Origin of the sequence: Streptomyces sp. NBC_01233 (genome assembly GCF_035989305.1) — a bacterium.
GTDB lineage: Bacteria > Actinomycetota > Actinomycetes > Streptomycetales > Streptomycetaceae > Streptomyces.
The window spans coordinates 1,889,815-1,915,721 of the sequence record NZ_CP108514.1 but is presented as its reverse complement, the minus strand read 5'-3'; the positions used below and the strand labels follow the sequence as shown (position 1 = coordinate 1,915,721).

Sequence of the window (25,907 nt, the reverse complement as noted above, 5' to 3'; positions counted from 1 at the left end):
CCACCACACATTTCGTGGCCGTCCGCGCGCTGACCCGGCGCGGGGCGGTTGGACAGGGAGAAACGACAAGGTGGCAGCACCGAAGAAGGGCCGGCGGCCCACGGGGGCTCAGGGGAGGCCGGGGCGCGCCCTGGCGATCATCCTGATCGCGATGGTGGCGCTCACCGCGGGGATGTTCCTCTCGAAGCAGACGACTCCCCGGCTGGGCATCGACCTCGCCGGCGGCACGAGCATCACGCTCAAGGCCAAGAGCGAGCCCGGCAAAGAGAACGCCGTCAACGAGACCAACATGAACACGGCGGTCGGCATCATCGACCGCCGCGTCAACGGTCTCGGCGTGTCCGAGGCGGAGGTCCAGACCCAGGGCCGCGACCACATCATCGTGAACATCCCCAAGGGGACGAACGAGCAGCAGGCGCGCGAGCAGGTCGGCACCACCGCCCAGCTCTACTTCCGCCCGGTCATCGCGTTCGCGGACGGCGCCCCCGCCGCTCCCGAGGGCACCCAGAGCCCGAGCCCGAACCCGTCCGCGAGCGGTTCCGGTGCCCCCAAGGCCGAGGACGGCAAGAAGGCCAGCCCCTCCGCCACCCCGTCGTCCAGCGCCACTTCCCAGGGCCGTGCGCTCAGCGAGGCCCTCAAGGCCCCGACGGCCCCCACTCCCTCGCCCTCGGCGAGCGAGTCGAAGAAGGCAGACGACACCAAGGCTCCGTCGCCGTCCGCGTCCGCTCCCGCGACGGCTGACGAGGCGGCCGCCGCCGACCTGCAGGCCAAGTTCGCCGCGCTCGACTGCACCGACGAGGCGCAGCGCGCCGCCGTCGGCAAGGGCGTCAAGCCCACGGACCCGACGCTCGCCTGCGGCCAGCGCGGCAACGCGTGGGGCAAGTGGGTGCTCGGCCCGGCAGCGGTCGAGGGCAAGGACGTGAAGAGCGCCAAGGGCGTCATCGACCCGCAGACGGGTCAGTGGATCGTCACGATGGACTTCAACGACCGCGGCTCCGACGCCTTCGCCAAGGTCACCGGCGAGCTCGCGGCCAAGCAGATGCCGCAGAACCAGTTCGCGATCGTGCTCGACGGCGCCGTCGTCTCGGACCCGTCGGTCAGCACCGCGATCACGGGCGGCAACGCCCAGATCTCCGGCGGCTTCAACCAGCAGTCCGCGCAGGACCTGGGCAACATGCTCTCGTACGGCGCCCTGCCGCTGTCCTTCCAGGAGGACAGCGTCACCACCGTCACCGCCGCGCTCGGCGGTGAGCAGCTGCGGGCCGGCCTGATCGCCGGAGCCATCGGTCTGCTGCTCGTGGTGATCTACCTGCTGGTGTACTACCGGGGCCTGGCGTTCGTCGCCATCCTCAGCCTCCTGGTCTCCGCGGTCCTGACCTACACGATCATGTCGCTCCTCGGGAAGGGCATCGGCTTCGCGCTGAACCTGCCCGCCGTCTGCGGCGCGATCGTGGCGATCGGCATCACGGCGGACTCGTTCATCGTGTACTTCGAACGCATCCGGGACGAGATCCGCGAGGGCCGCACCCTGCGTCCGGCCGTCGAGCGGGCCTGGCCGCGCGCCCGGCGCACGATCCTGGTCTCCGACTTCGTGTCGTTCCTCGCCGCCGCGGTGCTGTTCATCGTGACCGTCGGCAAGGTGCAGGGCTTCGCCTTCACGCTGGGTCTGACGACCCTGCTCGACGTGGTCGTGGTGTTCCTCTTCACCAAGCCCGTCATGACGCTGCTGGCGCGTACGAAGTTCTTCGCCAGCGGTCACCCGTGGTCCGGGCTGGACCCGAAGCGGCTGGGTGCCAAGCCCCCGCTGCGCCGGTCCCGCCGTACCGGTTCCGCCCCCGCCCCCGTCGAAGCAAAGGAGGCGTGAGAGATGTCGAAGCTGGGAGATCTCGGCGCCAAGCTGTACCGCGGTGAGGTCGGCTACGACTTCGTCGGCAAGCGTTTTCTCTGGTACGGCGTTTCCATCCTGATCACCATCACGGCGATCGTCGCCCTGGCCGTTCAGGGCCTCAACATGGGCATCGAGTTCAAGGGCGGTGCCGTCTTCACCACCCCGAAGACGGCCGTCTCCGTCGCCAAGGCGACGGAGGCCGCGGAGAAGGCCTCGGGCCACGACGCGATCGTCCAGGAGCTCGGCACCGGCGGCCTGCGGATCCAGATCTCCGGTCTGGACACCGACGCGGCGACCGACGTCAAGAAGGTCCTCGCCGCCGACCTCAAGGTCACCGAGGCCGATGTCAACGCCGACCTGGTCGGCCCCAGCTGGGGCGAGCAGATCGCGAACAAGGCGTGGACCGGCCTCGGGGTCTTCATGGTCCTCGTGGTGATCTACCTGGCCATCGCCTTCGAGTGGCGGATGGCGGTCGCCGCACTGATCGCCCTGATCCACGACCTCACCATCACCGTCGGCGTGTACGCGCTCGTCGGCTTCGAGGTCACCCCCGGTACGGTCATCGGTCTGCTGACGATCCTCGGCTACTCCCTCTACGACACCGTCGTCGTCTTCGACGGTCTCAAGGAGGGCTCGAAGGACATCACCAAGCAGACCCGCTGGACGTACAGCGAGGTCGCCAACCGCAGCATCAACGGCACCCTGGTCCGCTCGATCAACACCACGGTCGTGGCGCTCCTCCCGGTCGCCGCGCTGCTCTTCATCGGCGGCGGCTTCCTGGGCGCCGGCATGCTGAACGACATCTCCCTGTCGCTGTTCGTCGGCCTCGCGGCCGGTGCGTACTCCTCGATCTTCATCGCGACCCCGCTGGTCGTGGACCTCAAGGAGCGCGAGCCGGCGATGAAGGCGCTGAAGAAGCGGGTGCTCGCGAGGCGGGCGGCCGCGGCGGCCAAGGGCGAGTCCCCGGACGACGGCTACGCGTCCGAGGACGAGCCGCAGGTCGTGGCGCAGGGCCGGCCGGGGCGGCGACGTTGACCGCGCCGCTGTCCGAGGACGTACGGGCCCTGCTGCTCGGCCGGATCAAGGACGTCCCGGACTACCCGAAGCCGGGCGTGATGTTCAAGGACATCACCCCGCTGCTGGCCGACCCGAAGGCCTTCGCGGCGCTGACGGACGCGCTGGTGGAGCTGGCCGGGCGGTACGGGGCGACGAAGATCGTCGGACTGGAGGCGCGGGGGTTCATCCTGGCGGCTCCGGTGGCCGTGCAGGCCGGGATCGGCTTCGTGCCGGTGCGCAAGGCCGGGAAGCTGCCGGGTGCGACGCTCGCGCAGTCGTACGAGCTGGAGTACGGCACCGCGGAGATCGAGGTCCACGCGGAGGATCTGGCGGCGGGTGACCGGGTCATGGTCATCGACGACGTGCTGGCCACCGGTGGCACCGCCGAAGCCTCGCTCTCGCTGATCCGGCGGGCCGGCGCGGAGGTCGCGGGCGTGGCGGTCCTGATGGAACTGTCGTTCCTGCCGGGGCGGGCCAAGCTGGCCGACGCCCTGGGCGAGGCTCCGCTGGACGCGCTGATCTTGGTCTGACGCCTTCGCTTGCCGAGCGGCGGGTATCCGGGACGTCCCGGGTGCCCGCCGCTTTCGTGTGCGGCGCCGCTGCGGGGCCGGCCCCCGCACCCCCGCGCCGGGGCGGAGCCCCAGGAGCGGACCCGCACCGGAACGGTCGAGGCGCAGGCTCGGGGAACGGGGTGGCGCAACCCTCGCTACGATGGGTTATCCGGACCGGACACGGGCACCGGATCCTCCCCCGGACTCCGTCTGGGGGGACCCCCGTGAGGAGCGCTCTTGCCAGACGAGGTCCAGCCAGTCTCCGCCCCGCAGCCCGACCCGCAGGCCGAGCAGGCCGCGGCGGCCGCCGCCACGCCCCCGCCGGCCCCGCCGGTCAAGCCCGCGCCGGTGAAGTCGGCCGGGTCCTCGAACCGGGTGCGCGCCCGTCTCGCCCGGCTCGGCGTGCAGCGCTCGAACCCGTACAACCCGGTGCTGGAGCCCCTGCTCCGCATAGTCCGCAGCAACGACCCGAAGATCGAGACGTCGACGCTGCGCCAGCTCGAACAGGCCTACCAGGTCGCCGAGCGCTGGCACCGCGGCCAGAAGCGCAAGAGCGGCGACCCGTACATCACCCACCCGCTCGCGGTGACCACCATCCTCGCCGAGCTCGGCATGGACCCGGCCACCCTGATGGCCGGTCTGCTGCACGACACCGTCGAGGACACCGAGTACGGCCTGGAAGACCTGCGCCGCGACTTCGGCGACGCCGTGGCCCTCCTCGTCGACGGCGTCACCAAGCTGGACCGGGTGAAGTTCGGCGAGGCCGCCCAGGCCGAGACGGTCCGCAAGATGGTCGTGGCGATGGCCAAGGACCCGCGCGTCCTCGTCATCAAGCTCGCCGACCGGCTGCACAACATGCGCACCATGCGCTACCTCAAGCGGGAGAAGCAGGAGAAGAAGGCCCGCGAGACGATCGAGATCTACGCCCCGCTGGCGCACCGGCTGGGCATGAACACGATCAAGTGGGAGCTCGAGGACCTCTCCTTCGCGATCCTCTACCCGAAGATGTACGACGAGATCGTCCGCCTGGTCGCCGAGCGGGCGCCCAAGCGCGACGAGTACCTCGCCGTCGTCACCGACGAGGTGATGGTCGACCTCAGAGCCGCCCGGATCAAGGCCACGGTCACGGGCCGCCCCAAGCACTACTACAGCGTCTACCAGAAGATGATCGTCCGCGGCCGCGACTTCGCGGAGATCTACGACCTGGTGGGCATCCGCGTCCTCGTCGACACGGTCCGGGACTGCTACGCGGCCCTCGGCACCGTACACGCGCGCTGGAACCCGGTCCCCGGCCGGTTCAAGGACTACATCGCGATGCCCAAGTTCAACATGTACCAGTCGCTCCACACGACGGTCATCGGGCCCAGCGGCAAGCCCGTCGAGCTGCAGATCCGCACCTTCGACATGCACCGCCGCGCCGAGTACGGCATCGCGGCGCACTGGAAGTACAAGCAGCAGACCGTCGCCGGCACCTCCAAGGTCCGTACCGACGTCCCGCAGGCCGCCAAGGGCAGCGCCGGCCAGGACACCGTCAACGACATGGCCTGGCTGCGCCAGCTGCTGGACTGGCAGAAGGAGACCGAGGACCCGGGCGAGTTCCTCGACTCGCTGCGCTTCGACCTCTCTCGCAACGAGGTCTTCGTCTTCACCCCCAAGGGCGACGTCATCGCGCTGCCCGCCGGTGCCACCCCCGTGGACTTCGCGTACGCCGTCCACACCGAGGTCGGCCACCGGACGATAGGGGCCAGGGTCAACGGCCGCCTGGTGCCGCTGGAGTCCACGCTCGACAACGGCGACCTGGTCGAGGTCTTCACCTCCAAGGCCGAGGGCGCGGGCCCGTCCCGCGACTGGCTGGGCTTCGTCAAGTCCCCGCGGGCCCGCAACAAGATCCGCGGCTGGTTCTCCAAGGAGCGCCGCGACGAGGCCATCGAGCACGGCAAGGACGCCCTCGCGCGGGCCATGCGCAAGCAGAACCTGCCGATCCAGCGCATCCTCACCGGCGACTCGCTCGTCACCCTCGCGCACGAGATGCGCTACCCCGACATCTCCTCCCTGTACGCGGCGATCGGCGAGGGCCACGTGGCCGCGCAGGGCGTCGTACAGAAGCTGGTGGCGGCCCTCGGCGGCGAGGAAGCGGCCAACGAGGACATCGAGGAGTCCATCCCGCCCGCGCGCGCCCGCAGCAAGCGGCGCAGCAACGCCGACCCGGGTGTCGTGGTCAAGGGCGTCGACGACGTGTGGGTCAAGCTGGCCCGCTGCTGCACCCCGGTGCCGGGCGACCCGATCATCGGGTTCGTCACCCGCGGCAGTGGCGTATCGGTTCACCGCGCGGACTGCGTCAACGTCGACTCGCTCTCCCAGCAGCCCGAGCGGATGCTGGAGGTCGAGTGGGCGCCCACCCAGTCCTCGGTCTTCCTCGTCGCCATCCAGGTCGAGGCGCTGGACCGGTCCCGGCTGCTGTCGGACGTCACCCGGGTCCTCTCGGACCAGCACGTCAACATCCTCTCGGCGGCCGTCCAGACCTCCCGCGACCGGGTGGCCACGTCCCGGTTCACCTTCGAGATGGGCGACCCCAAGCACCTGGGCCACGTCCTGAAGGCCGTTCGGGGTGTGGAGGGCGTCTACGACGTCTACCGTGTTACCTCTGCAAGGAGGCCCTGACCCAGGGCTTGTCTCAAGGCCCCTGACAAGGGCTGACCGCCGCTCCGATGCCACCCCGGGGGGACCACGTGGCCGGCAACGACGTCTTCCCCGCGGGGCTCGCCCGCCGCTACCGTCCGATCGACGTGCTCGGACGGGGCGGCATGGGCGTGGTGTTCGAGGCGGAGGACACCCGGCTGCGGCGCCGGGTGGCGGTGAAGGTGCTGTCGGCCGTCGGCGCGAGCCTTCCGCACGAGATGCAGCGGAGGTTCGTGGCCGAAGCCATCGCGCTGGCCCGGATCCGCCACCGGGGTGTGGTGGGCATCCACGACTCCGGGTTCGACACCCTCAGCGGCACGCCGTACCTGGTGATGGAGATGCTCGACGGGGCCGATCTCTCGCTCCTCGGCGCCACCGGCGCGCTGTCCGTCCCCGCTGCCTGCTGGATCGCCGCCGAGACCCTCGACGCGCTGGACTCCGCCCACAAGAGCGGGGTGCTGCACCGCGACGTGAAGCCGGGCAACATCCGGGTGAGCCGGACGGGCCACGTGATCCTCTACGACTTCGGGCTCGCCGTGGTGACCGAGCAGCCGCGCAGCACCAGAGGCGACGACCGGCTGATCGGCACTCCGCAGTACATGGCGCCGGAACGGATCGAAGGACTGACTCCCGTGGAGGCCACCGACCTCTACGGGGTCGGTGCCTGCATGCACTTCATGCTCACCGGCCGGCCCCCGTTCGAGAGCGATCCCGAGGAGTTCGGTGACCTCGTCCTGCGGGCCGCCAAGGGAATTCCCTCGCTGCGCAGCCGGGGAGTGGCCGGGCTGCCGGACGGCCTGATCGAGGCCGTGGACGCACTGTGCGCGAGGGACTTCCGCGACCGGCCGACGGACGCGGGCACGGCCGCGGCACTGTTGCGGCGCTGGGCGGACGGCGGGAAGGAACACGTCGAACAGCTCATCACCCGGCACCTGCTGCAGGGGGCACCCGAACCCGCGCACCCGGCGGGGGCACCCGAGTACGACTGGTCCGAGGTCGACGTCACGGACGTCCCCGTGCGCCGGCTGCTGCCGGACGTACTCCACCGGGAGAGCGCTCCCCCGGCGCCGGACGAGGAGCTCTGGGAGCGGCCTCCGGGGCGCCGTCCGGGCCCGATCACGCTGAGCGAGGTCACCCGCAAGCTGGTGCACAGCCGGATGACCGCGAGCACCGCCCTGTCCCGCCAGCGCGAGGCGGTCGGCCTGGTACTGCGGGGCGAGCTCCAGGAGGCCGCCCAACTCCTCTCCGGCGTCACCCCCTTCTGCGAGGAGACGCTGGGCCCGGCCCATCCGACCACGCTCGCCTGCCAGTACTGGCAGGCTGTGTGCCTGGCCCGGATGGGGAAGGCGAAGAAGGCGCTGGAACTGTTCGCGTGGGTCAGCGCACACCACGGACAGGGGAGGGACACGACGGATGCGTGAGTACGACTTACGGGTGGATCCGTACAGACCGGGGCTGGGACCGGAGACCGAACTGCGGTCGCTGCTGCTCTGGCTGCGCGAGGACGAGACGGTGCGCCGCGAGGCGCGCGGGCGGATCCGGAGCAGCGCGGCGATCACCGCGCCCGGCGGCACGCCCATGGGGTCCCCCGGCTTCGACCTCCTCCAACTGGCCGTCGGATCCAGCCTGTCCACCGGATCGCTGGTGTTCTCCGTGCTCCAGTGGCAGGCGTCGCGCCGCCGTCCTCCCGCCCTCACCGTGCGCCGCGGCCCGTACGAGATCACGCTCACCGGGGACGAGGCCGGCGACCCCGAGGCCCTGCACCGCATCGTCGCGGCGCTGGAGAACCGGAGCGGGGACGCCGACCCGGACGGGGCCGATGACGGGACTGCCTGACCCCGCGGCCTCCCGGGCGGTCGTCATCGGCAGCGCCGCGTACCGGCACCTCGCGGCGCTCCCGGCCGTCGAGGCCAATGTGAAGGACCTGGCCGCCGAGCTGTGCGACGCGACCGTCTGGGGGCTGCCCGAGCAGCACTGCACGCTCGTGCTCGACCCGCAGCACCCCGCCGAACTCCTCGACCCCGTCAACCGGGCGGGGGAGGAGGCCACCGACACGCTGCTGGTCTACTACGCCGGGCACGGCATGCGGGACGCGGCGACCGCCGACCTCTACCTCGCCCTCCAGGGCTCGCGCGAGCACGTCGGCTACACCGCCGTCGCCTACCAGCACCTGCGCTCCGCCCTGCGCGACTCCGGGGCCCGGCGCAAGGTGGTCGTCCTCGACTGCTGCTTCAGCGGCCGGGCCGCCTCCACCCTCGCGGGGGAGCAGGACGGGCTCGCCGCGCAGGCCGCCGTGGAGGGCGCGTACGTCCTCACCGCATCCCCGCGCGACAGGGTCGCACTGGCCCCCGACGGCGAACGGCACACCGCCTTCACCGGCGAACTGCTGACCATCCTGCGCGACGGGATCCCCGACGGACCCGAACTGATCGACCTGGAAACCCTGTGCCGCACCATGGAGGGCCGGCTGCGCGCCAAGAACCGTCCGCTGCCCCAGCACGCCCAGGAGATGGGCATGGGCCGACTGCGGCTGGTACGCAACCGGGCGCGCGCCGTGCGCGGCACCCCGGCCGGCCCGGTCCTCGCAGCCGACGTCCGCTCCGCCATGGTCGTGGCCGGACTGGGGCTCGCCCGTACGCTGCGCGCCGCAGGCCGCACCCGCGACGCGCTGCCCGTGCTGCGCCTCGCCCTGCAGGAACGGGCGCCGGACGGGGAGAGCGACCTCCTCGCCGTCCAGCTCGAACTCTCCGACATGCTGGAGGAGACCGGACAGACCCGCGAGGCCATCGAGGTACTGGAGCAGGCCTTCCAGCAGGTGCACCGGTTCTACGGGCCCGAGGCCGTCCAGGTGTGCAGGCGGCTGGCCGCGCTGCTCCAGGAGTCCGGCAACCACATCCAGGCCTGCGCGGTCCTGGAACACGCGCTGGACCTGCTCCAGGACGGCAGCCGGGTCCGCCCGTGACACGAAGGCGGGCGGGCACCACCGCTGTCGCGGTGGTGCCCGCCCGCCCCGGTCCTTCGGCGGCGTCAGCCCCCGAACTCCTCCAGGCCCTTCAGCGCCTGGTCCAGGAGGGCCTGGCGCCCCTCCAGCTCCCGGGCCAGCTTGTCGGCCTTCGCGTTGTTGCCGGCGGCGCGCGCCGCGTCGATCTGCTCACGCAGCTTGTCGACCGCCGCCTGGAGCTGACCCGTCAGACCGGCCGCACGCGCCCGCGCCTCCGGGTTCGTACGACGCCACTCGCCCTCCTCGGCCTCCTGGATCGCCCGCTCCACCGTGTGCATCCGGCCCTCGACCTTCGGCCGGGCGTCCCGCGGCACGTGGCCGATGGCCTCCCAGCGCTCGTTGAGGGAACGGAACGAGGCACGGGCCGCCTTCAGGTCCGTGATCGGGACGAGCTTCTCGGCCTCGTCGGCCAGCTCCTCCTTCAGCTTCAGGTTCTCGGTCTGCTCGGCGTCGCGCTCCGCGAACACCTCGCTGCGGGCCGCGAAGAACACGTCCTGCGCACCGCGGAAACGGTTCCACAGGTCGTCCTCGGACTCGCGCTGCGCCCGGCCCGCCGCCTTCCAGTCCGCCATCAGCTCGCGGTAGCGGGCGGCCGTCGGACCCCAGTCGGTCGACTTCGACAGCGACTCGGCCTCCGCGACCAGCCTCTCCTTGACCTTCCGGGCATCCTCGCGCTGCGCGTCCAGCGAGGCGAAGTGCGCCTTGCGGCGCTTGGAGAAGGCGGACCGGGCGTGCGAGAACCGGTGCCACAGCTCGTCGTCCGACTTGCGGTCCAGGCGCGGCAGCCCCTTCCAGATGTCCACGAGGGCGCGCAGCCGCTCGCCGGCACTGCGCCACTGGTCGCTCTGCGCGAGCTGCTCGGCCTCGACGACCAGCGCGTCCTTGGCCGCACGGGCCTCGTCCGTCTGCTTCGCCTTCTGGGCCTTGCGCTCCTCGCGCCGCGACTCCACGGTCTCGACCAGCTTGTCCAGCCGCACGCGCAGGGCGCCGAGGTCGCCCACGGCGTGGTGCTCGTCGACCTGAGTGCGCAGGTGGTCGATGGCCGTCTGCGCGTCCTTGGCGGACAGATCAGTGGTCCGCACCCGCTTTTCGAGGAGGCCGATCTCGACCACCAGGCCCTCGTACTTGCGCTCGAAATAGGCCAGGGCCTCCTCAGGGGTGCCCGCCTGCCACGAACCGACGACCTGCTCGCCCTCGGAAGTACGCACGTACACGGTGCCCGTCTCGTCGACTCGGCCCCACGGGTCGCTGCTCACAGCGCCTCCTCCACCTGATGCCTGCGAGGGGTTCACCCCCTGGGCATCGTCCACAGTTTCCTGGGGCGGGCAGCGCCCGCCCTGCACAACGCCAACATAGGCGACCGCCGGGCCGGCTGTCCGCATCCCGCACGACGGAATATCGACGTACGGGCGGCGGGCCGGCAGGGCCCGGGGCTGCCGCATCCCGTCAGTTCTGGGTCACGGTGCCCTTCTCGATCTTGACCTCGGTCTTCGGCGCGCCGTCCTGGCCGCCGTCGACCGTACCGGCCTTGGCGATCTCCTCCAGGACCTTCAGACCGGCCGCGTCGATCTTGCCGAACGGGGTGTACGACGGCGCCAGCGGGCTGTCCCTGTAGACCAGGAAGAACTGGCTGCCGCCCGAGCCGGGCTGACCCGTGTTGGCCATCGCGACCGTGCCCGCCGGGTAGACGACCTGACCCTGCTCGTTGGCCTTGCCGAGCGAGTCCAGGTTCTCGTCCGGGATGTTGTAGCCCGGGCCGCCGCGGCCGGTGCCCTCGGGGTCGCCGCACTGGAGCACGAAGATCCCGCCGGCCGTCAGCCGGTGGCACTTCGTGTTGTCGAAGTACTTCTTGTCGGCGAGCGACTTGAACGAGTTGACGGTCTGCGGGGTCTTCGCCGCGTCCATCGTGAAGTTGATGTCGCCCGCGCTCGTCTTCAGGGCGAAGGTGTACTTCGCCTTCTGGTCGATCGCCATCTCCGGCGAGGGGGACTGCTTGGGCTCGGGCTCCGACGGCGAGGCCGACGGGTTCGCCGACGGGTCCGCGGCCTGGTCCTTCTTGTCCTTGTCGAAGACGCCGCCCACGATCAGGCCGACCAGCGTCGCGACCACCACGGCCACCGCCGCGCCGATCACCGCCGCACGCTGGCGCGCCTTCTTGCGGGCCTCGGCCCGGCGCGCCTGCTGGCGCTCGTACTTCTCCCTGGCGAGCTGTCGCCGCCGCTGATCGCTCGTGACCACGGGGTCGTCTCCTTGTACGTGTCTGGTACTGCTGTCCGGGCTGGGATAGGCCGTACCGTATATGGGTTCGCTGTGTAATGAGCGGCGCCGGTAGGCTCTGAGCAGCAGGATTCCGACCTGCAGCCTCCCGCCGGACGACGATTGAGGACGAACGTGCTGATTGCCGGGTTCCCCGCAGGGGCCTGGGGGACCAACTGTTACGTGGTCGCCCCCGCCGCCGGTGAGGAGTGCGTCATCATCGACCCGGGCCACCAGGCCACCCAGGGTGTCGAGGAGACGCTGAAGAAGCATCGGCTCAAGCCCGTCGCGGTCGTGCTGACCCATGGCCACATCGATCATGTGGCCTCGGTGGTCCCGGTGTGCGGAGCACACGACGTACCGGCCTGGATCCACCCCGAGGACCGCTACATGATGAGCGACCCGGAGAAGGCCCTCGGCCGCTCCATCGGGATGCCGCTCATGGGCGAGCTGACCGTGGGGGAGCCGGACGACGTCCGCGAACTGGCCGACGGCGCCGCGCTGAAATTGGCCGGAATGGACTTCTCCGTGGCGCACGCGCCGGGGCATACCAAGGGGTCGGTGACCTTCCGGATGCCCGAGCTGGCCGACATCCCGCCGGTCTTCTTCTCGGGCGACCTGCTCTTCGCCGGCTCCATCGGACGCACCGACCTGCCCGGCGGCTCCCACGCCGAGATCCTCGAATCGCTGGGCCGCGTGTGCCTGCCGCTCGACGACTCGACCGTGGTGCTGTCCGGCCACGGTCCCCAGACCACCATCGGCCGCGAGCGCGCGACCAACCCGTACTTGCGGGAAGTGGCCGCAGGCCGCCATGGGCACGCAGCGGACCCGACAGCCGCTCCACGACGAGGAATGTGACGAGAGTTTCGTGGCTACTTTTCAGGCCCCCAAGGGCACGTACGACCTGATCCCGCCGGTCTCCGTGAAGTACCTGGCGGTACGCGAGGCCATCGCGGCCCCGCTCCGCAACTCCGGCTACGGCTACATCGAGACCCCCGGCTTCGAGGACGTGGGCCTCTTCGCCCGCGGCGTCGGCGAGTCCACCGACATCGTCTCCAAGGAGATGTACGCCTTCGAGACCAAGGGTGGCGACCAGCTCGCCCTGCGTCCCGAGGGCACCGCCTCCGTGCTGCGCGCCGCCCTGGAGGCGAGCCTGCACAAGAAGGGCAACCTGCCGGTCAAGCTGTGGTACTCCGGCTCCTACTACCGCTATGAGAAGCCGCAGGCGGGCCGCTACCGCCACTTCTCGCAGGTCGGCGCCGAGGCGATCGGCGCCGAGGACCCGGCGCTGGACGCCGAACTGATCATCCTGGCCGACCAGGCGTACCGCTCGCTCGGCCTGAGCAACTTCCGGATCCTGCTGAACTCGCTGGGCGACAAGGAGTGCCGCCCGGTGTACCGGGAGGCGCTGCAGGGCTTCCTGCGCGGCCTGGACCTGGACGAGGAGACCGTCCGCCGGGTCGAGATCAACCCGCTGCGCGTCCTCGACGACAAGCGGTCCGACGTCCAGAAGCAGCTGGGCGGCGCTCCGTTGCTGCGCGACTACCTGTGCGACGCGTGCAAGGCGTACCACGAGGACGTGCGGGCGCTGGTGACGGCGGCCGGCGTCGCCTTCGAGGACGACGACAAGCTGGTCCGCGGGCTGGACTACTACACCCGCACCACCTTCGAGTTCGTCCACGACGGTCTGGGCATCGCGGTCGGCGGCGGCGGCCGCTACGACGGCCTGTCCGAGATGATCGGCGGACCGGCACTGCCGTCGGTGGGCTGGGCGCTCGGCGTGGACCGCACGGTCCTCGCACTCGAGAAGGAGGGCGTCGAGCTCGACATCCCGGCGTCGACGTCGGTGTTCGCCGTGGCGCTGGGCGAGGCCAAGGCGACTGTGTTCGGCCTCGTGACGCAGCTGCGCAAGGCGGGCGTGGCGGCGGACATGTCGTACGGCGGCAAGGGCCTCAAGGGCGCCATGAAGGACGCGAACCGCAGCGGTGCGCGCTTCGCCATCGTCGCGGGCGACCGGGACCTGGCGGAAGGCGTGGTCCAGCTCAAGGACATGGAGTCCGGCGAGCAGGGTCCGGTGGCCCTGGCCGAGCTGATCGACACGGTCAAGGCCCGCCTCGCCTGACGGCTGCGGCAGGAACGCCTCAGGACGGGGCCGGGATCTTTCCCCGGCCCCGTCCGTTCACAGGCTCGTACGGCACAATGGCCCGTGCTTGATCACCTTGCAGATGTGGAGCGGGCGGTATGACGACACGAAGCACGGACGCGGACACCGCCCGGGGGACCGTCGGCGGCAGCCGGGCGCTGGCCCTGCTGCTGGTGATCACGGGGGCCGCAGGCCTGCTGGCCGCCTGGGTGATCACGATCGACAAGTTCAAGCTGCTGGAGGACCCGAACTTCACGCCGGGCTGCAGCCTGAACCCGGTCGTCTCCTGCGGCAACATCATGAAGAGCGAGCAGGCCGCCGTCTTCGGCTTCCCGAACCCCATGCTCGGACTGGTCGCCTACGGCATCGTGATCTGCGTCGGCATGAGCATGCTGGCCGGGGCCCGGTTCCGCCCCTGGTACTGGCTGACGCTGAACGCGGGCACCCTCTTCGGCGTCGTCTTCTGCGCCTGGCTCACCTACCAGTCGCTCTACAACATCAACTCGCTGTGCCTGTGGTGCTGCCTGGCCTGGGTCGCCACGATCTTCATGTTCTGGTACGTCACCTCGCACAACGTCCGCGAGGGCCTGCTGCCGGCTCCGGGCTGGCTGAAGGGCTTCCTCGACGAGTTCACCTGGGTGCTGCCGGTGCTGCACGTCGGGATCATCGGAATGCTGATCCTGACCCGCTGGTGGGACTTCTGGACCTCCTGACCTCCTGACCTCGTCCGGACGGCGGGCGGGCCTGTCGGTGGGCTCGCATAGGCTTCCCGTGTGGAACCAGACCTGTTCACCGCCGCTGCCGAAGAACGCCAGGAGAAGGACCCCGCGAGCTCCCCGCTCGCCGTCCGGATGCGCCCGCGCACCCTGGACGAGGTCGTCGGCCAGCAGCACCTGCTGAAGCCCGGGTCGCCGCTGCGGCGGCTGGTCGGGGAGGGGGCCGGCGGCCCCGCCGGTGCCTCGTCGGTGATCCTGTGGGGCCCGCCCGGCATCGGGAAGACCACGCTCGCGTACGTGGTCAGCCAGGCCACGCAGAAGCGTTTCGTGGAACTCTCCGCCATCACCGCGGGCGTCAAGGAGGTACGGGCGGTCATCGAGGGCGCCCGGCGCGCGGCCGGCGGCTACGGCAAGGAGACCGTCCTCTTCCTCGACGAGATCCACCGCTTCAGCAAGGCCCAGCAGGACTCGCTGCTCCCGGCCGTCGAGAACCGCTGGGTGACGCTGATCGCGGCGACCACGGAGAACCCGTACTTCTCGATCATCTCCCCGCTGCTGTCGCGTTCGCTGCTGCTGACGCTGGAACCGCTGACGGACGAGGACCTGAGCGCGCTGATGCGGCGCGCGCTCGCCGAGGAGCGGGGCCTGGGCGGGGCGGTGACCCTGCCGGCGGACGCCGAGGCCCACCTGCTGCGGATCGCCGGCGGCGATGCCCGGCGGGCCCTGACGGCGCTGGAGGCCGGGGCCGGATCGGCCATCGCCAAGGGCGAGGCGGAGATCACCCTGGAGACGGTCGAGGAGGCGGTCGACCGCGCCGCCGTCCGCTACGACCGCGACGGCGACCAGCACTACGACGTGGCGAGCGCGCTGATCAAATCGATCCGGGGCTCGGACGTGGACGCGGCACTGCACTACCTCGCCCGGATGATCGATGCGGGGGAGGACCCCCGGTTCATCGCGCGCCGCCTGATGATCTCGGCGAGCGAGGACATCGGCCTCGCGGATCCGACGGCCCTGCCGCTCGCGGTGGCCGCGGCCCAGGCGGTGGCGATGATCGGCTTCCCGGAGGCCGCGCTGACCCTCTCGCACGCGACGATCGCGCTGGCGCTGGCCCCGAAGTCGAACACCGCCACGACCGCGATCGGCGCGGCGCTGGCCGACGTACGGGCCGGACTGGCGGGGACGGTCCCGGCGCACCTGCGGGACGGGCACTACAAGGGCGCGGCGAAGCTGGGGCACGCGCAGGGGTACGTGTACCCGCACGACGTCCCGGGCGCGATCGCGGCGCAGCAGTACGCACCGGACGAGCTGCACGGGAAGCGGTACTACGAGCCGACGCGGTACGGAGCCGAAGCCCGCTACGCGGACGTGGTGGAAAAGGTCCGCGAGCGGCTGCGCGGCGCAGACCGCGGCCAGGGCGGCGTCTAGCCTGCCTGGGTGACCACGCACCTCCCCACCTCTACTCCCACTGCCGCGCCTCGCAGATCCAGACGGACCACGTCGTCGCGCTCGGCGCGGCCTGGCGGGCGGGCGCGTACGCCTGGACCGCGCAGCGCAGGCTGGAGTACGCCAACGACCTCGACGTGCTGCTTCGCCGTGGACAAGCACCCCGCCCGAGAAAGCTCGCGCTCCAGCGGATGCCGGCCGCCTGCCCTCAGTGAGAGGCCGCGGAGAAGAGCGTGTGCATCGCCCGCCGCAGGCCGCAGATGTCCGTCACCGGTTCCGGGAAGTCGAAGCGGGCGTCGAAGGAGCCGGCTGCGCCGCCGGTGAAGCGGACGCGCAGGCCCAGGCGGTCCAGGGAGAGGGGGACGGCGCTCATGCCCCGGGCCCCGCGGGGGCCGAGCAGGCCGCACAGCTCGCCGATCCGGTCTCCGTGGGCCGCGTGCAGGTGCTGCAGCAGCTCCGTCTCGTGGGCGGCCATCGGGTCGGGCTCCGCCGCGGCCAGGTCCTCCGGGTCCACGTGCTCGGCGCCCCACAGGTCGTCCACCGAGACCTCGCCGACCTCCAGCCGCAGCATCATCCACGCCGGGCGGGCCGAGTAGGGGAGGTCCGAAGCCTCCGACAGGCCCAGCAGCCCGCCCACCGGGTGGCGCTCCGCGAGCAGCGCCGCGCAGGCCGCGCGGTCGTCTCCGCGCACCGGCGTCAGCCACCCGGCCAGCCAGGCGCGACCTCGGATACGATGTGGGACGGACACCGGCGCCACATCCGTGATCTCGATCACGGCGGTGAGGTCGTCGTCCTGGGCGTGAGCGGCTGCTCTGGCAGCCGTGGATTCCCCGGAAACAAGGAGAATCACGTCCCCGTCCGGGGTGACGGTCCGTGCGGCCGGCATCCCTGTCCCGAACTCCTCGTGCTCGTGACTGTCACGAGCACCGATGAGCGTGAGGGATACTGAGGCGTTGGACTCTACGAGGGTTCGTACGCGTTCGGCTCCGGTGAGCTGCCGAACGCCTTCCCTGGGACGCGGCTGACCTTGCCTATCGTCGTCGAAAGCAGATTCTGTTTCGTTGGAATCTGAACTTCGATGCGCACTGGGCAGGGGGATCCCATGTGGTTGAGACATTACGTCCTCCTCGCTAAGGTAAGCCTCACCTAACTTACATGGAGGTAGGTTCCACGTGAACCAGAAGCGACCCAAGGTCAAGAAGTCGCGTGCCCTCGGCATTGCGCTGACCCCGAAGGCCGTCAAGTACTTCGAGGCCCGCCCCTACCCGCCGGGCGAGCACGGCCGTGGCCGCAAGCAGAACTCGGACTACAAGGTTCGTCTGCTGGAGAAGCAGCGTCTGCGCGCTCAGTACGACATCTCTGAGCGTCAGATGGCCCGCGCGTACGACCGCGCCAAGAAGGCCGAAGGCAAGACGGGCGAGGCGCTTGTCGTCGAGCTCGAGCGTCGTCTCGACGCCCTGGTTCTGCGTTCGGGCATCGCCCGCACCATCTACCAGGCCCGCCAGATGGTCGTTCACGGCCACATCGAGGTCAACGGTGACAAGGTCGACAAGCCGTCGTTCCGTGTCCGCCCGGACGACGTCATCACCGTGCGCGAGCGCAGCCGCGAGAAGGTTCCGTTCCAGGTTGCCCGTGAGGGTGGCTACGCAGGCGAGGGCGAGACCCCGCGCTACCTGCAGGTCAACCTGAAGGCCCTGGCCTTCCGCCTGGACCGCGACCCGAACCGCAAGGAAATCCCGGTCATCTGCGACGAGCAGCTCGTCGTCGAGTACTACGCCCGCTGATGCAGGCCTAGTCTCACTGGCTGGTCAGCCCGCCGTCCCCTCCGGGGGGCGGCGGGTTTTCCCGTTCCCGGGCCCGCCCGGCCCGCGGACCGCGGCTGGACGCGGACTGCGGCTGGTCCGCCGCCGCCGCCGCGCGGCGCGGCACCCGCGGGCCGCCGCCCGCCCCGCCCCGTCCCGCCTGCCGGGACACCCGGGCCGCGCCCCCGCGCTCACCGGGCCCCGCCGCGCCCGCCCGCCCAGGGCCTCGCGACCACAGGGTGCCCGCCAGGTACTGGCCCAGGTGCACCTCGTCCGGCTCGGCGAGGCAGCACTCCAGGGCGAGCCGCAGGTTCGGCAGCTCCGCCTCCACCAGCGCGGCGACCTCCTGCCGGCGCGGGCTGAACCAGTCCAGCTCGCACCAGGTGGCCAGCCCCATGTACCAGTCCCGGTGCCGCCTGCGCAGCCGCCGGGCGTCGCCCGGCGACTCCAGCCGGCCCGCCTCGTACACCCGTACGGTCTCCAGCATCCGGAAGCGCACCCCGGCGGCCGTCTCCTCGCGGACCAGCAGGGACTGGTCCTGGAGCTTCCCGACGAGGTCCAGTACGTCCTCCACCGGCAGGTCGGGACCCGCGCACACGTATTCGACGGCGTCCAGGTCGCACTGCCGGCGAACACCGACAGCCGCGTCCACAGCAGCCGCTGCGCGGGCGTGCACAGCTCGTGGCTCCAGCCGATCGCCGTGCGCAGCGCCCGGTGCCGGGGCAGCGCCCCGCGCGCACCACCCGTCAGCAACGCGAAGCGGTCCTCCAGCCGGGCCGGCACCTGCACGGGGGACAGGGTCCGCAGCCGGGCCGCCGCCAGCTCCAGGGCGAGCGGAATCCCGTCGAGGCGCTCGCACACCTCGACCAGGCGTTCCGGTTCGCCGCGGTCACCGCGAAGGCCGGATCGGCCGCGGCGGCCCGCGCCGCCAGCAGGGCCAGCGCCTCCTCCGGGACCGGCGGGGCCAGCGGGAAGGCCGGCTCCCCGTCCAGGGCGAGCGGGCGCCGGCCCGCCGCGAGCACCCGCAGGCCGGGGGCGCGGCGCAGCAGGTCCCCCACCAGGTCCGCGGTCTCGTCGACCAGCTGCTCGAAGGCGTCCAGGACCAGCAGCAGCCGCCGTCCGGCCAGGTGTTCGGCCAGGACGGTCCGGGGCGGCCGGGTGGTGGGGTCGGTCAGCCCGAGCGCCTCGGAGACGGTCAGCTCCAGAAGCGCGGGATCCCGTACGGAGGCCGGCTCGGCCAGCCACACCCCGTCACCGTGGCGTTCCTGCGCCGCCCGTTCCGCGAGCGTCCCCTCCGCCGCCCGCGCTCCCGGGGCCCCGTGCGCCGCCTCGGCGGCCGACCGGGCGGCCGCGAGCACGAGCCGGGACTTGCCCACCCCGCCCACGCCGGTCACCGTCACCAGCCGGGAGGAGTCCAGGAGCCGTTCCAGCTCGGCGAGTTCGGCACCCCGCCCGATGAACCGGCCCAGCTCCGAGGGAAGATTGCCCCAGGGCCTGGCTCGCAGGGGTCTGTGTCGCAGGGGACGCGGAGGGTACTGGCCCGGCTGCGCTGCGTTCAAGGCGGTGCCTCCCGGCCCCGTATTCCGGTACGGCCGGGGATCCCCGGCGCGATAGGGTCGGAGGGCCATTGAGGAATCGGTGCAGCCGGCAGTTCAGGCGCAGACAGAGAGCGGTGTGACGTGTCCGGTGTAGAGGTGGCCGGGATCATCGTGGCCGTCTTCTGGGCCATCCTGATCTCCTTCCTCGCCGTGGCGCTGGCGAGGCTGGCCCAGGTGCTCAGGGCGACCACCAAGCTGGTGGCCGACGTGACCGACCAGGCCGTTCCGCTGCTGGCCGACGCCTCCACGACCGTCCGCTCCGCGCGCACCCAGCTGGACCGGGTCGACGCCATCGCGAGCGACGTCCAGGAGGTCACCTCCAACGCCTCCGCGCTGTCCTCCACCGTGGCCACCGCCTTCGGCGGGCCGCTGGTGAAGGTCGCGGCCTTCGGCTACGGCGTCCGCAAGGCGCTGGGCAAGGGGGATGCCGCGACGTCGGGCGGCATGCCGCCGAAGACATCCCGACGTAACGTGATCGTTGGCCGTACGGTGCCGCCCGCCCGGCGCCGGAAGCAGAAGGGCTGAGACCGCCGATGTTCCGCCGAGCCTTCTGGTTCACCGCCGGCGCAGCCGCCGGCGTGTGGGCCACCACCAAGGTCAACCGTCAGCTCAAGAAGCTGACACCGGAGAGTCTCGCGGCCCAGGCGGCCGACAAGGCCGTCGAGGCGGGTCACCGCCTCAAGGACTTCGCCCTCGACGTCAAAGCGGGAATGACGCAGCGCGAGGACGAGCTGAACGACGCACTGGGGCTCCACCAGGACCCAGCCCGGCCCGACAACGTCACCGCCCTCCCCGGGCCGCGGCGGCTGCGGGCCATCGAGAACGACCACACCACCCACCGACCAACGTTTTCGTACGACCGGAATGAGGACCACTGATGGAGTCGGCTGAAATTCGCCGCCGCTGGCTGAGCTTCTTCGAGGAGCGCGGTCACGCCGTTGTCCCTTCGGCGTCGCTCATCGCGGACGACCCGACTCTGCTGCTGGTGCCCGCGGGCATGGTGCCGTTCAAGCCCTACTTCCTGGGCGAGGTCAAGCCTCCGGCGCCGACGCTCACGAGCGTGCAGAAGTGCGTCCGTACGCCGGACATCGAAGAGGTCGGCAAGACCACCCGCCACGGCACGTTCTTCCAGATGTGCGGCAACTTCTCCTTCGGCGACTACTTCAAGGAAGGCGCCATCAAGTACGCCTGGGAGCTGCTCACCAGCTCCGTGGCGGACGGCGGCTACGGCCTCGAGCCGGAGAAGCTCTGGATCACCGTCTACCTCGACGACGACGAGGCCGAGACGATCTGGCGCGACGTGATCGGCGTGCCCGCCGAGCGGATCCAGCGCCTGGGCAAGAAGGACAACTTCTGGTCCATGGGCGTCCCCGGCCCCTGCGGTCCGTGCTCCGAGATCAACTACGACCGCGGCCCCGAGTTCGGCGTCGAGGGCGGCCCGGCCGTCAACGACGAGCGCTACGTGGAGATCTGGAACCTGGTCTTCATGCAGTACGAGCGCGGCGCCGGCGACGGGAAGGAAGACTTCCCGATCCTCGGCGACCTGCCGTCGAAGAACATCGACACGGGCCTGGGCCTGGAACGCCTCGCGATGATCCTGCAGGGCGTGCAGAACATGTACGAGACCGACACCCTGCGCGTGGTCATGGACAAGGCCACCGAGCTGACCGGCGTGCGGTACGGCGCCGAGCAGGGCACGGACGTCTCGCTGCGCGTGGTCGCCGACCACATCCGCACCTCGACCATGCTCATCGGCGACGGCGTCACCCCCGGCAACGAGGGCCGCGGCTACGTGCTGCGCCGCATCATGCGCCGGGCCATCCGCAACATGCGCCTCATGGGCGCCACCGGTCCCGTCGTCCAGGACCTGGTGGACGTCGTGATCAACACGATGGGCCAGCAGTACCCGGAGCTCGTCACCGACCGCAAGCGCATCGAGACCGTCGCGCTCGCCGAGGAGGCCGCCTTCCTCAAGGCCGTCAAGGGTGGCACCAACATCCTCGACACCGCCGTGACCGAGACCAAGGCCGCCGGCGGCACGGTCCTCTCCGGCGACAAGGCGTTCCTGCTCCACGACACCTGGGGCTTCCCGATCGACCTCACCCTGGAGATGGCCGCCGAGCAGGGCCTCTCCGTGGACGAGCCCGGCTTCCGCCGCCTGATGCAGGAGCAGCGCGACCGCGCCAAGGCCGACGCCAAGGCCAAGAAGACCGGCCATGCGGACATGTCCGCCTACCGGGAGATCGCCGACGGCTCCGGCGCCACCGAGTTCACCGGCTACGCCACCACCCAGGGCGAGTCCACCATCGTCGGCCTCCTGGTCAACGGCGTCTCCGCGCCCGCCGCCTCCGAGGGCGACGAGGTCGAGGTCGTCCTCGACCGCACCCCCTTCTACGCCGAGGGCGGCGGCCAGCTCGCCGACCAGGGCCGCATCAAGCTCGACACGGGCGCCGTCATCGAGGTCCGCGACGTCCAGCAGCCCGTCCCCGGTGTCTCCGTGCACAAGGGCTCCGTCCAGGTCGGCGAGGTGACGGTGGGCGCCTCCGCGTACGCCGCCATCGACATCAAGCGCCGCCGGGCCATCGCCCGCGCCCACTCGGCCACCCACCTGACCCACCAGGCGCTGCGCGACGCCCTCGGCCCGACCGCCGCCCAGGCCGGTTCGGAGAACTCCCCGGGCCGCTTCCGCTTCGACTTCGGTTCGCCGAACGCCGTTCCCGGCTCGGTCCTCACCGACGTCGAGCAGAAGATCAACGACGTGCTCTCGCGCGAGCTGGACGTCACCGCCGAGGTCATGAGCATCGACGAGGCCAAGAAGCAGGGCGCCATCGCCGAGTTCGGCGAGAAGTACGGCGAGCGCGTGCGCGTCGTCACCATCGGCGATTTCTCCAAGGAGCTGTGCGGCGGCACGCACGTCGGCAACACCTCTCAGCTGGGCCTGGTGAAGCTGCTCGGCGAGTCCTCCATCGGTTCCGGCGTGCGCCGTGTCGAGGCCCTCGTCGGCGTGGACGCGTACCACTTCCTCGCCAAGGAGCACACGGTCGTCGCCCAGCTCCAGGAGCTGGTCAAGGGCCGTTCGGAGGAGCTGCCGGAGAAGATCGCCTCCATGCTCGGCAAGCTGAAGGACGCCGAGAAGGAGATCGAGAAGTTCCGCGCGGAGAAGGTCCTGCAGGCAGCCGCCGGTCTCGCCGCGAACGCCCAGGACATCCACGGCGTCGCCCTGGTCATCGGCCAGGTGGCGGACGGCATCGGCGCCGACGACCTGCGCAAGCTGGTCCTCGACGTCCGCGTCCGGATCCCCGGCGACCGTCCGGCGGTCGTGGCCCTGTTCACCGTGGCCAATGACCGCCCGCTGACCGTCATCGCGACCAACGAGGCGGCCCGCGAGCGCGGCCTCAAGGCCGGCGACCTGGTCCGTACGGCCGCCAAGACCCTCGGCGGCGGCGGTGGCGGCAAGCCGGACGTCGCCCAGGGCGGCGGCCAGAACCCGGCCGCCATCCCGGAGGCCATCAGCGCCGTCGAGCGCCTCGTCGTCGAGACGGCCTGACGATGACGCTGCGCCGCGGACGCCGGCTCGCCATCGACGTCGGGGACGCCCGGATCGGGGTCGCCTCGTGCGACCCCGACGGGGTGCTCGCCACTCCGGTGGAAACCGTCCCGGGCCGGGACATCCCGTTCGCCCACCGGCGGCTGCGGCAGCTCGTCGAAGAATACGAGCCCCTCGAAGTCGTGGTCGGCCTCCCCCGCTCGCTCAGCGGGCGGGAGGGGCCGGCCGCGGCCAAGGTGCGCGCCTTCGCGAACGAACTCGCCAAGGGGATCAAGCCGGTGACGGTCCGTCTGGTGGACGAGCGGATGACCACGGTCACCGCCGCCCAGGGTCTGCGGGCCTCCGGCAAGAACGCGAAGAAGGGCCGGTCGGTCATCGATCAGGCGGCCGCTGTGGTGATCCTTCAGAACGCTCTTGAGACCGAACGGGTATCAGGTAATCCGCCTGGTGAGTGCGTCGAAGTGGTTGTCTGATCGCGATACGGTAACGTTCCGCGCGATGAGACGGCATTCGAACAGCCGTCGCCCACCGTCAAAGAGACGGAACCGGGTGCCACGGACGACGGAGTCCGTGGCCTCCGTCTCGCGGCTCTAGGGGACCGATGACTGAGTATGGCCGGGGCCGTGGCCCCGAACCCTGGCACCCCGAGGATCCCCTGTACGGGGACCAGGGGTGGACCGGGCACCAGACCCAGCAGGGCCAGGTGCCCCACGGCGGTGCCCCGCAGCAGGAGTACCCGCCGCAGGAGCCCCAGTACCAGCAGCAGTACCCCCAGCAGTACCCGGAGTACGAGCAGCAGCAGTACCAGCAACAGCAGTACCAGCAGCAGTACCCCGACCAGCAGCAGTACGCCGCGCAGCAGGAGGCCTATGCCCCGCAGCAGCAGGCGTACCCCCCGCAGCAGCAGGCCTACGCCCCGCAGCAGGCGCAGCCCCACCCCCAGCAGCCGGTGTACGACAACCAGGGCTGGGACACCGGCCAGGGCCAGTACGTTGCCGCCGTGCAGGCCGACCCCTACGTGGGCGCGGACCCGTACGCGCAGCAGTCCGTCTCCGGCTATCCCGGTGAGGCACCCGACCTCTACACCACGCCCGAGGCCTACCCGCCGCCGCAGCCCCCGGGCCGGCGCCACCTGGAGCCGGAACCGGTCGAGGAGGAGGCCGAGGAGCCCGAGGGCGGCTTCTTCGCCGGCGGCGGTCGCGACGACGACGGCGACGAGCCCGGCGACGGTCGCCGGGGCGGCCGCCCGAAGGGCGGCAAGCAGAAGAAGCGCAGCGGCATGGCCTGTCTGATCGCGGCCGTCGTCATCATCGGCGTGGTCGGCGGTGGCGGCTACTACGGCTACAGCTACCTCAAGGCGAGGTTCGGCGCAGCCGAGGACTTCGCGGGCGAGGGCACGGACGAGCTGGTCGACGTGGAGATCCCCAAGGGCGCGCTCCTGGGGCAGATGGGCCGCATCCTCAAGGACGCCGGCGTGGTCGCCAGCGCCCAGGCCTTCGTCGACGCCGCGAACATCAACCCCAAGGGCAAGACGATCCAGCCCGGCATCTACCCGATGAACAAGAAGATGTCGGGTGCGGCCGCCGTCGCGCTGATGGTCGACCCCAGCAAGCTGAACGTCATCACCGTCACCGAGGGCATGCGCAACACCAAGGTGTACGACGCGATCGACAAGAAGCTGGGCAAGCCCGCCGGCACCACCAAGGACATCGCGCTGCGCGACGCCAAGAACCTCGGCCTGCCGGCCTGGGCGGGCAACGACCCGAAGCTGATCGACCCGCTCGAAGGCTTCCTCTACCCGACGCGCTACGACCTGGGCAAGGACAGCACTCCCGAGTCCCTGCTCAAGGAGATGGTCAAGAACGCGAACGCCAAGTACGCGGAGCTGGGCGTCGAGGGCAAGGCCAAGGAGCTGGGCCTGGACAACCCGCTCCAGGTGGTCACGGTCGCCAGCCTCGTCAACGCCGAGGGCAAGAACCACGACGACTTCCGGAAGATGGCGGAGGTGGTCTACAACCGCCTCAAGAAGACCAACGACGTCACGAACCAGAAGCTCCAGTTCGACTCGACGTACAACTACGTCAAGGGCCAGAGCGAGATCAACTTCAACCTCAAGGAAGCCCAGGCGTTCAACCACCCCTACAACACGCACTTCATCAGGGGACTGCCCACCGGCCCGATCGGGAACCCGGGCATGGACGCGCTGACCGCTACGCTCAACCCGGACCACGGCGGATGGATGTTCTTCGTGTCGGTCGACGGCAACACGACGACCTTCACCCAGACCTACGACGAGCACCTCAAGCTCGTGGACGAGTTCCAGGAACGGCAGAAGCAGAAGAACGGCGGATAGCAGGACATGTCAGGGATAAGGGCCGCGGTGCTGGGTTCGCCCATCGAGCACTCCCTCTCACCGGTGCTGCACCGCGCCGCCTACCAGGAGCTCGGCCTCGACGACTGGTCGTACGACCGCTTCGAGATCGACGAGGCCGCGCTCCCGGAGTTCGTCGCCGGACTCGGCCCCGAGTGGGCCGGGCTGTCGCTGACGATGCCGCTCAAGCGGGCGGTCATGCCGCTCCTGGACGGCATCAGCGACACGGCCGCCTCCGTCGAGGCGGTCAACACGGTCGTCCTCACGGAGGACGGCCGGCGCCTCGGTGACAACACGGACATCCCCGGCATCGTCGCCGCGCTCCACGAGCGCGGCGTCGAGAAGGTGTCCTCGGCCGCCGTCCTCGGCGCCGGAGCCACCGCCTCCTCGGCGCTCGCCGCGCTCTCCCGGATCTGCTCCGGCGAGGTCACGGTGTACGTCCGCTCGCGGGCGCGCGCCGACGAGATGCGGCAGTGGGGCGAGCGGCTGGGGGTTCCCGTCCGCACGGCCGACTGGTCGGAGGCGGCCGGGGCGCTGGCCGCCCCCCTGGTCATCGCCACCACCCCGGCCGGGGCCACCGACGAACTGGCCACCGCCGTGCCCGACGCGCCGGGCACCCTCTTCGACGTCCTCTACGACCCCTGGCCCACCGCCCTCGCCGCAGCCTGGTCGCGGCGCGGGGGCAAGCTCCTCGGCGGCCTGGACCTCCTGGTGCACCAGGCGGTCTTCCAGGTCGAGCAGATGACCGGCCGCTCCCCGGCGCCGCTCGAGGTGATGCGGCGTGCGGGCCTCGCGGCCCTCTCGGGATCCCACTGAGGTTCCGGCCGAGGTTCCGGCGCCGCCGGGCGATCCC

General features: G+C 71.0%; 21 protein-coding genes and 1 pseudogene. 18 read left to right on the top strand and 4 right to left on the bottom strand.

What is annotated here, in order from left to right; genetic code table 11:
- Positions 1-70: 70 nt before the first annotated feature.
- The 7 genes from secD to OG332_RS08725 all read left to right on the top strand — a co-directional run bounded on the left by secD (position 71) and on the right by OG332_RS08725 (position 9,136).
- On the top strand, positions 71-1,864 hold the full coding sequence (gene secD, locus OG332_RS08755) for a protein translocase subunit SecD (RefSeq protein WP_327412916.1): 1,794 nt from the start codon (positions 71-73) through the stop codon (positions 1,862-1,864).
- A gap of 3 nt (positions 1,865-1,867) precedes the next feature.
- Positions 1,868-2,923: a protein translocase subunit SecF gene (gene secF, locus OG332_RS08750; RefSeq protein WP_327412915.1), complete on the top strand. Its 1,056-nt coding sequence runs from the start codon at positions 1,868-1,870 to the stop codon at positions 2,921-2,923.
- Positions 2,920-3,474, top strand: coding sequence for an adenine phosphoribosyltransferase (locus tag OG332_RS08745; protein WP_327412914.1), 555 nt, complete (start codon positions 2,920-2,922; stop codon positions 3,472-3,474). Before secF ends, OG332_RS08745 begins: the two co-directional genes overlap by 4 nt.
- A gap of 258 nt (positions 3,475-3,732) precedes the next feature.
- On the top strand, positions 3,733-6,156 hold the full coding sequence (locus OG332_RS08740; RefSeq protein ID WP_327412913.1) for a RelA/SpoT family protein: 2,424 nt from the start codon (positions 3,733-3,735) through the stop codon (positions 6,154-6,156).
- A 68-nt stretch (positions 6,157-6,224) separates the two neighbouring features.
- The gene (locus OG332_RS08735; protein ID WP_327412912.1) at positions 6,225-7,595 is read left to right on the top strand and encodes a serine/threonine-protein kinase; all 1,371 of its coding nucleotides are present in this window, start codon (positions 6,225-6,227) and stop codon (positions 7,593-7,595) included.
- Between the two features lie 13 nt (positions 7,596-7,608).
- A complete protein-coding gene (locus tag OG332_RS08730; RefSeq protein ID WP_327412911.1) occupies positions 7,609-8,010 on the top strand; it encodes an effector-associated constant component EACC1 in 402 nt (133 codons plus the stop codon).
- Positions 7,994-9,136 carry a caspase family protein gene (locus OG332_RS08725; protein ID WP_327412910.1) on the top strand — a complete coding sequence of 381 codons (1,143 nt, stop codon included), beginning with the start codon at positions 7,994-7,996 and terminating at the stop codon, positions 9,134-9,136. The genes OG332_RS08730 and OG332_RS08725 overlap by 17 nt, the downstream gene beginning before the upstream one ends.
- Before the next feature lie 65 nt (positions 9,137-9,201).
- Here OG332_RS08725 and OG332_RS08720 read toward each other — a convergent pair whose 3' ends face one another.
- Together OG332_RS08720 and OG332_RS08715 are read right to left on the bottom strand one after the other, a co-directional pair.
- A complete protein-coding gene (locus OG332_RS08720; protein WP_327412909.1) occupies positions 9,202-10,431 on the bottom strand; it encodes a DUF349 domain-containing protein in 1,230 nt (409 codons plus the stop codon).
- A gap of 190 nt (positions 10,432-10,621) precedes the next feature.
- A complete protein-coding gene (locus tag OG332_RS08715; protein ID WP_327412908.1) occupies positions 10,622-11,413 on the bottom strand; it encodes a peptidylprolyl isomerase in 792 nt (263 codons plus the stop codon).
- A 153-nt stretch (positions 11,414-11,566) separates the two neighbouring features.
- Between OG332_RS08715 and OG332_RS08710 the strand changes: the two genes are divergently transcribed.
- The 4 genes from OG332_RS08710 (at position 11,567) to OG332_RS08695 (ending at position 15,718) form a co-directional block, all read left to right on the top strand.
- Positions 11,567-12,289 (top strand): MBL fold metallo-hydrolase, encoded by a 723-nt coding sequence (locus OG332_RS08710; RefSeq protein WP_327412907.1) that lies wholly within the window; start codon positions 11,567-11,569, stop codon positions 12,287-12,289.
- Positions 12,290-12,299: 10 nt separating this feature from the next.
- Entirely contained in the window at positions 12,300-13,553 is a 1,254-nt protein-coding gene (gene hisS / locus OG332_RS08705) for a histidine--tRNA ligase (RefSeq protein WP_327412906.1), read from the top strand.
- Positions 13,554-13,672: 119 nt separating this feature from the next.
- Positions 13,673-14,287: a vitamin K epoxide reductase family protein gene (locus tag OG332_RS08700; RefSeq protein ID WP_327412905.1), complete on the top strand. Its 615-nt coding sequence runs from the start codon at positions 13,673-13,675 to the stop codon at positions 14,285-14,287.
- A 60-nt stretch (positions 14,288-14,347) separates the two neighbouring features.
- The gene (locus OG332_RS08695) at positions 14,348-15,718 is read left to right on the top strand and encodes a replication-associated recombination protein A (protein ID WP_327412904.1); all 1,371 of its coding nucleotides are present in this window, start codon (positions 14,348-14,350) and stop codon (positions 15,716-15,718) included.
- A gap of 226 nt (positions 15,719-15,944) precedes the next feature.
- Here the strand turns inward: OG332_RS08695 and OG332_RS08690 are convergent, their stop codons facing one another.
- A complete protein-coding gene (locus OG332_RS08690) occupies positions 15,945-16,622 on the bottom strand; it encodes a DUF2470 domain-containing protein (RefSeq protein ID WP_327412903.1) in 678 nt (225 codons plus the stop codon).
- A gap of 286 nt (positions 16,623-16,908) precedes the next feature.
- Here OG332_RS08690 and rpsD point away from each other — a divergent pair, with 286 nt between their 5' ends.
- Positions 16,909-17,520 (top strand): 30S ribosomal protein S4, encoded by a 612-nt coding sequence (gene rpsD / locus OG332_RS08685; protein ID WP_008740451.1) that lies wholly within the window; start codon positions 16,909-16,911, stop codon positions 17,518-17,520.
- A 250-nt stretch (positions 17,521-17,770) separates the two neighbouring features.
- Here the strand turns inward: rpsD and OG332_RS08680 are convergent.
- Positions 17,771-19,166 (bottom strand): annotated as a pseudogene (locus tag OG332_RS08680) (ATP-binding protein); the annotation flags it as partial.
- A gap of 51 nt (positions 19,167-19,217) precedes the next feature.
- On the opposite strand from OG332_RS08680, the gene OG332_RS08675 reads away from it, so the two are divergent.
- From OG332_RS08675 to OG332_RS08650, 6 genes are all read left to right on the top strand, one after another.
- Positions 19,218-19,661 (top strand): DUF948 domain-containing protein, encoded by a 444-nt coding sequence (locus OG332_RS08675; protein ID WP_327412902.1) that lies wholly within the window; start codon positions 19,218-19,220, stop codon positions 19,659-19,661.
- Between the two features lie 8 nt (positions 19,662-19,669).
- Entirely contained in the window at positions 19,670-20,014 is a 345-nt protein-coding gene (locus OG332_RS08670; RefSeq protein ID WP_327412901.1) for a DUF6167 family protein, read from the top strand.
- A complete protein-coding gene (alaS, locus tag OG332_RS08665; RefSeq protein WP_327412900.1) occupies positions 20,014-22,683 on the top strand; it encodes an alanine--tRNA ligase in 2,670 nt (889 codons plus the stop codon). The genes OG332_RS08670 and alaS overlap by 1 nt, the downstream gene beginning before the upstream one ends.
- A gap of 2 nt (positions 22,684-22,685) precedes the next feature.
- Positions 22,686-23,156 (top strand): Holliday junction resolvase RuvX, encoded by a 471-nt coding sequence (gene ruvX / locus OG332_RS08660; RefSeq protein WP_150256582.1) that lies wholly within the window; start codon positions 22,686-22,688, stop codon positions 23,154-23,156.
- Between the two features lie 128 nt (positions 23,157-23,284).
- Positions 23,285-25,036 carry an endolytic transglycosylase MltG gene (gene mltG, locus OG332_RS08655; protein WP_327412899.1) on the top strand — a complete coding sequence of 584 codons (1,752 nt, stop codon included), beginning with the start codon at positions 23,285-23,287 and terminating at the stop codon, positions 25,034-25,036.
- Between the two features lie 6 nt (positions 25,037-25,042).
- Complete coding sequence (locus OG332_RS08650; protein ID WP_327412898.1) at positions 25,043-25,870, top strand: shikimate dehydrogenase; 828 nt, start codon at positions 25,043-25,045, stop codon at positions 25,868-25,870.
- Positions 25,871-25,907 lie beyond the last annotated feature (37 nt).

What these genes read in the sequence shown, in the direction of transcription:
- secF (WP_327412915.1), top strand. Translation starts at nt 1,868, where the DNA reads ATGTCGAAGCTGGGAGATCTCGGCGCCAAGCTGTACCGCGGTGAGGTC.
- OG332_RS08725 (WP_327412910.1), top strand. Translation starts at nt 7,994, where the DNA reads ATGACGGGACTGCCTGACCCCGCGGCCTCCCGGGCGGTCGTCATCGGC.
- OG332_RS08700 (WP_327412905.1), top strand. Translation starts at nt 13,673, where the DNA reads ATGACGACACGAAGCACGGACGCGGACACCGCCCGGGGGACCGTCGGC.
- OG332_RS08690 (WP_327412903.1), bottom strand. Translation starts at nt 16,622, where the DNA reads ATGCCGGCCGCACGGACCGTCACCCCGGACGGGGACGTGATTCTCCTT.
- OG332_RS08670 (WP_327412901.1), top strand. Translation starts at nt 19,670, where the DNA reads ATGTTCCGCCGAGCCTTCTGGTTCACCGCCGGCGCAGCCGCCGGCGTG.
- alaS (WP_327412900.1), top strand. Translation starts at nt 20,014, where the DNA reads ATGGAGTCGGCTGAAATTCGCCGCCGCTGGCTGAGCTTCTTCGAGGAG.
- ruvX (WP_150256582.1), top strand. Translation starts at nt 22,686, where the DNA reads ATGACGCTGCGCCGCGGACGCCGGCTCGCCATCGACGTCGGGGACGCC.
- mltG (WP_327412899.1), top strand. Translation starts at nt 23,285, where the DNA reads ATGACTGAGTATGGCCGGGGCCGTGGCCCCGAACCCTGGCACCCCGAG.
- OG332_RS08650 (WP_327412898.1), top strand. Translation starts at nt 25,043, where the DNA reads ATGTCAGGGATAAGGGCCGCGGTGCTGGGTTCGCCCATCGAGCACTCC.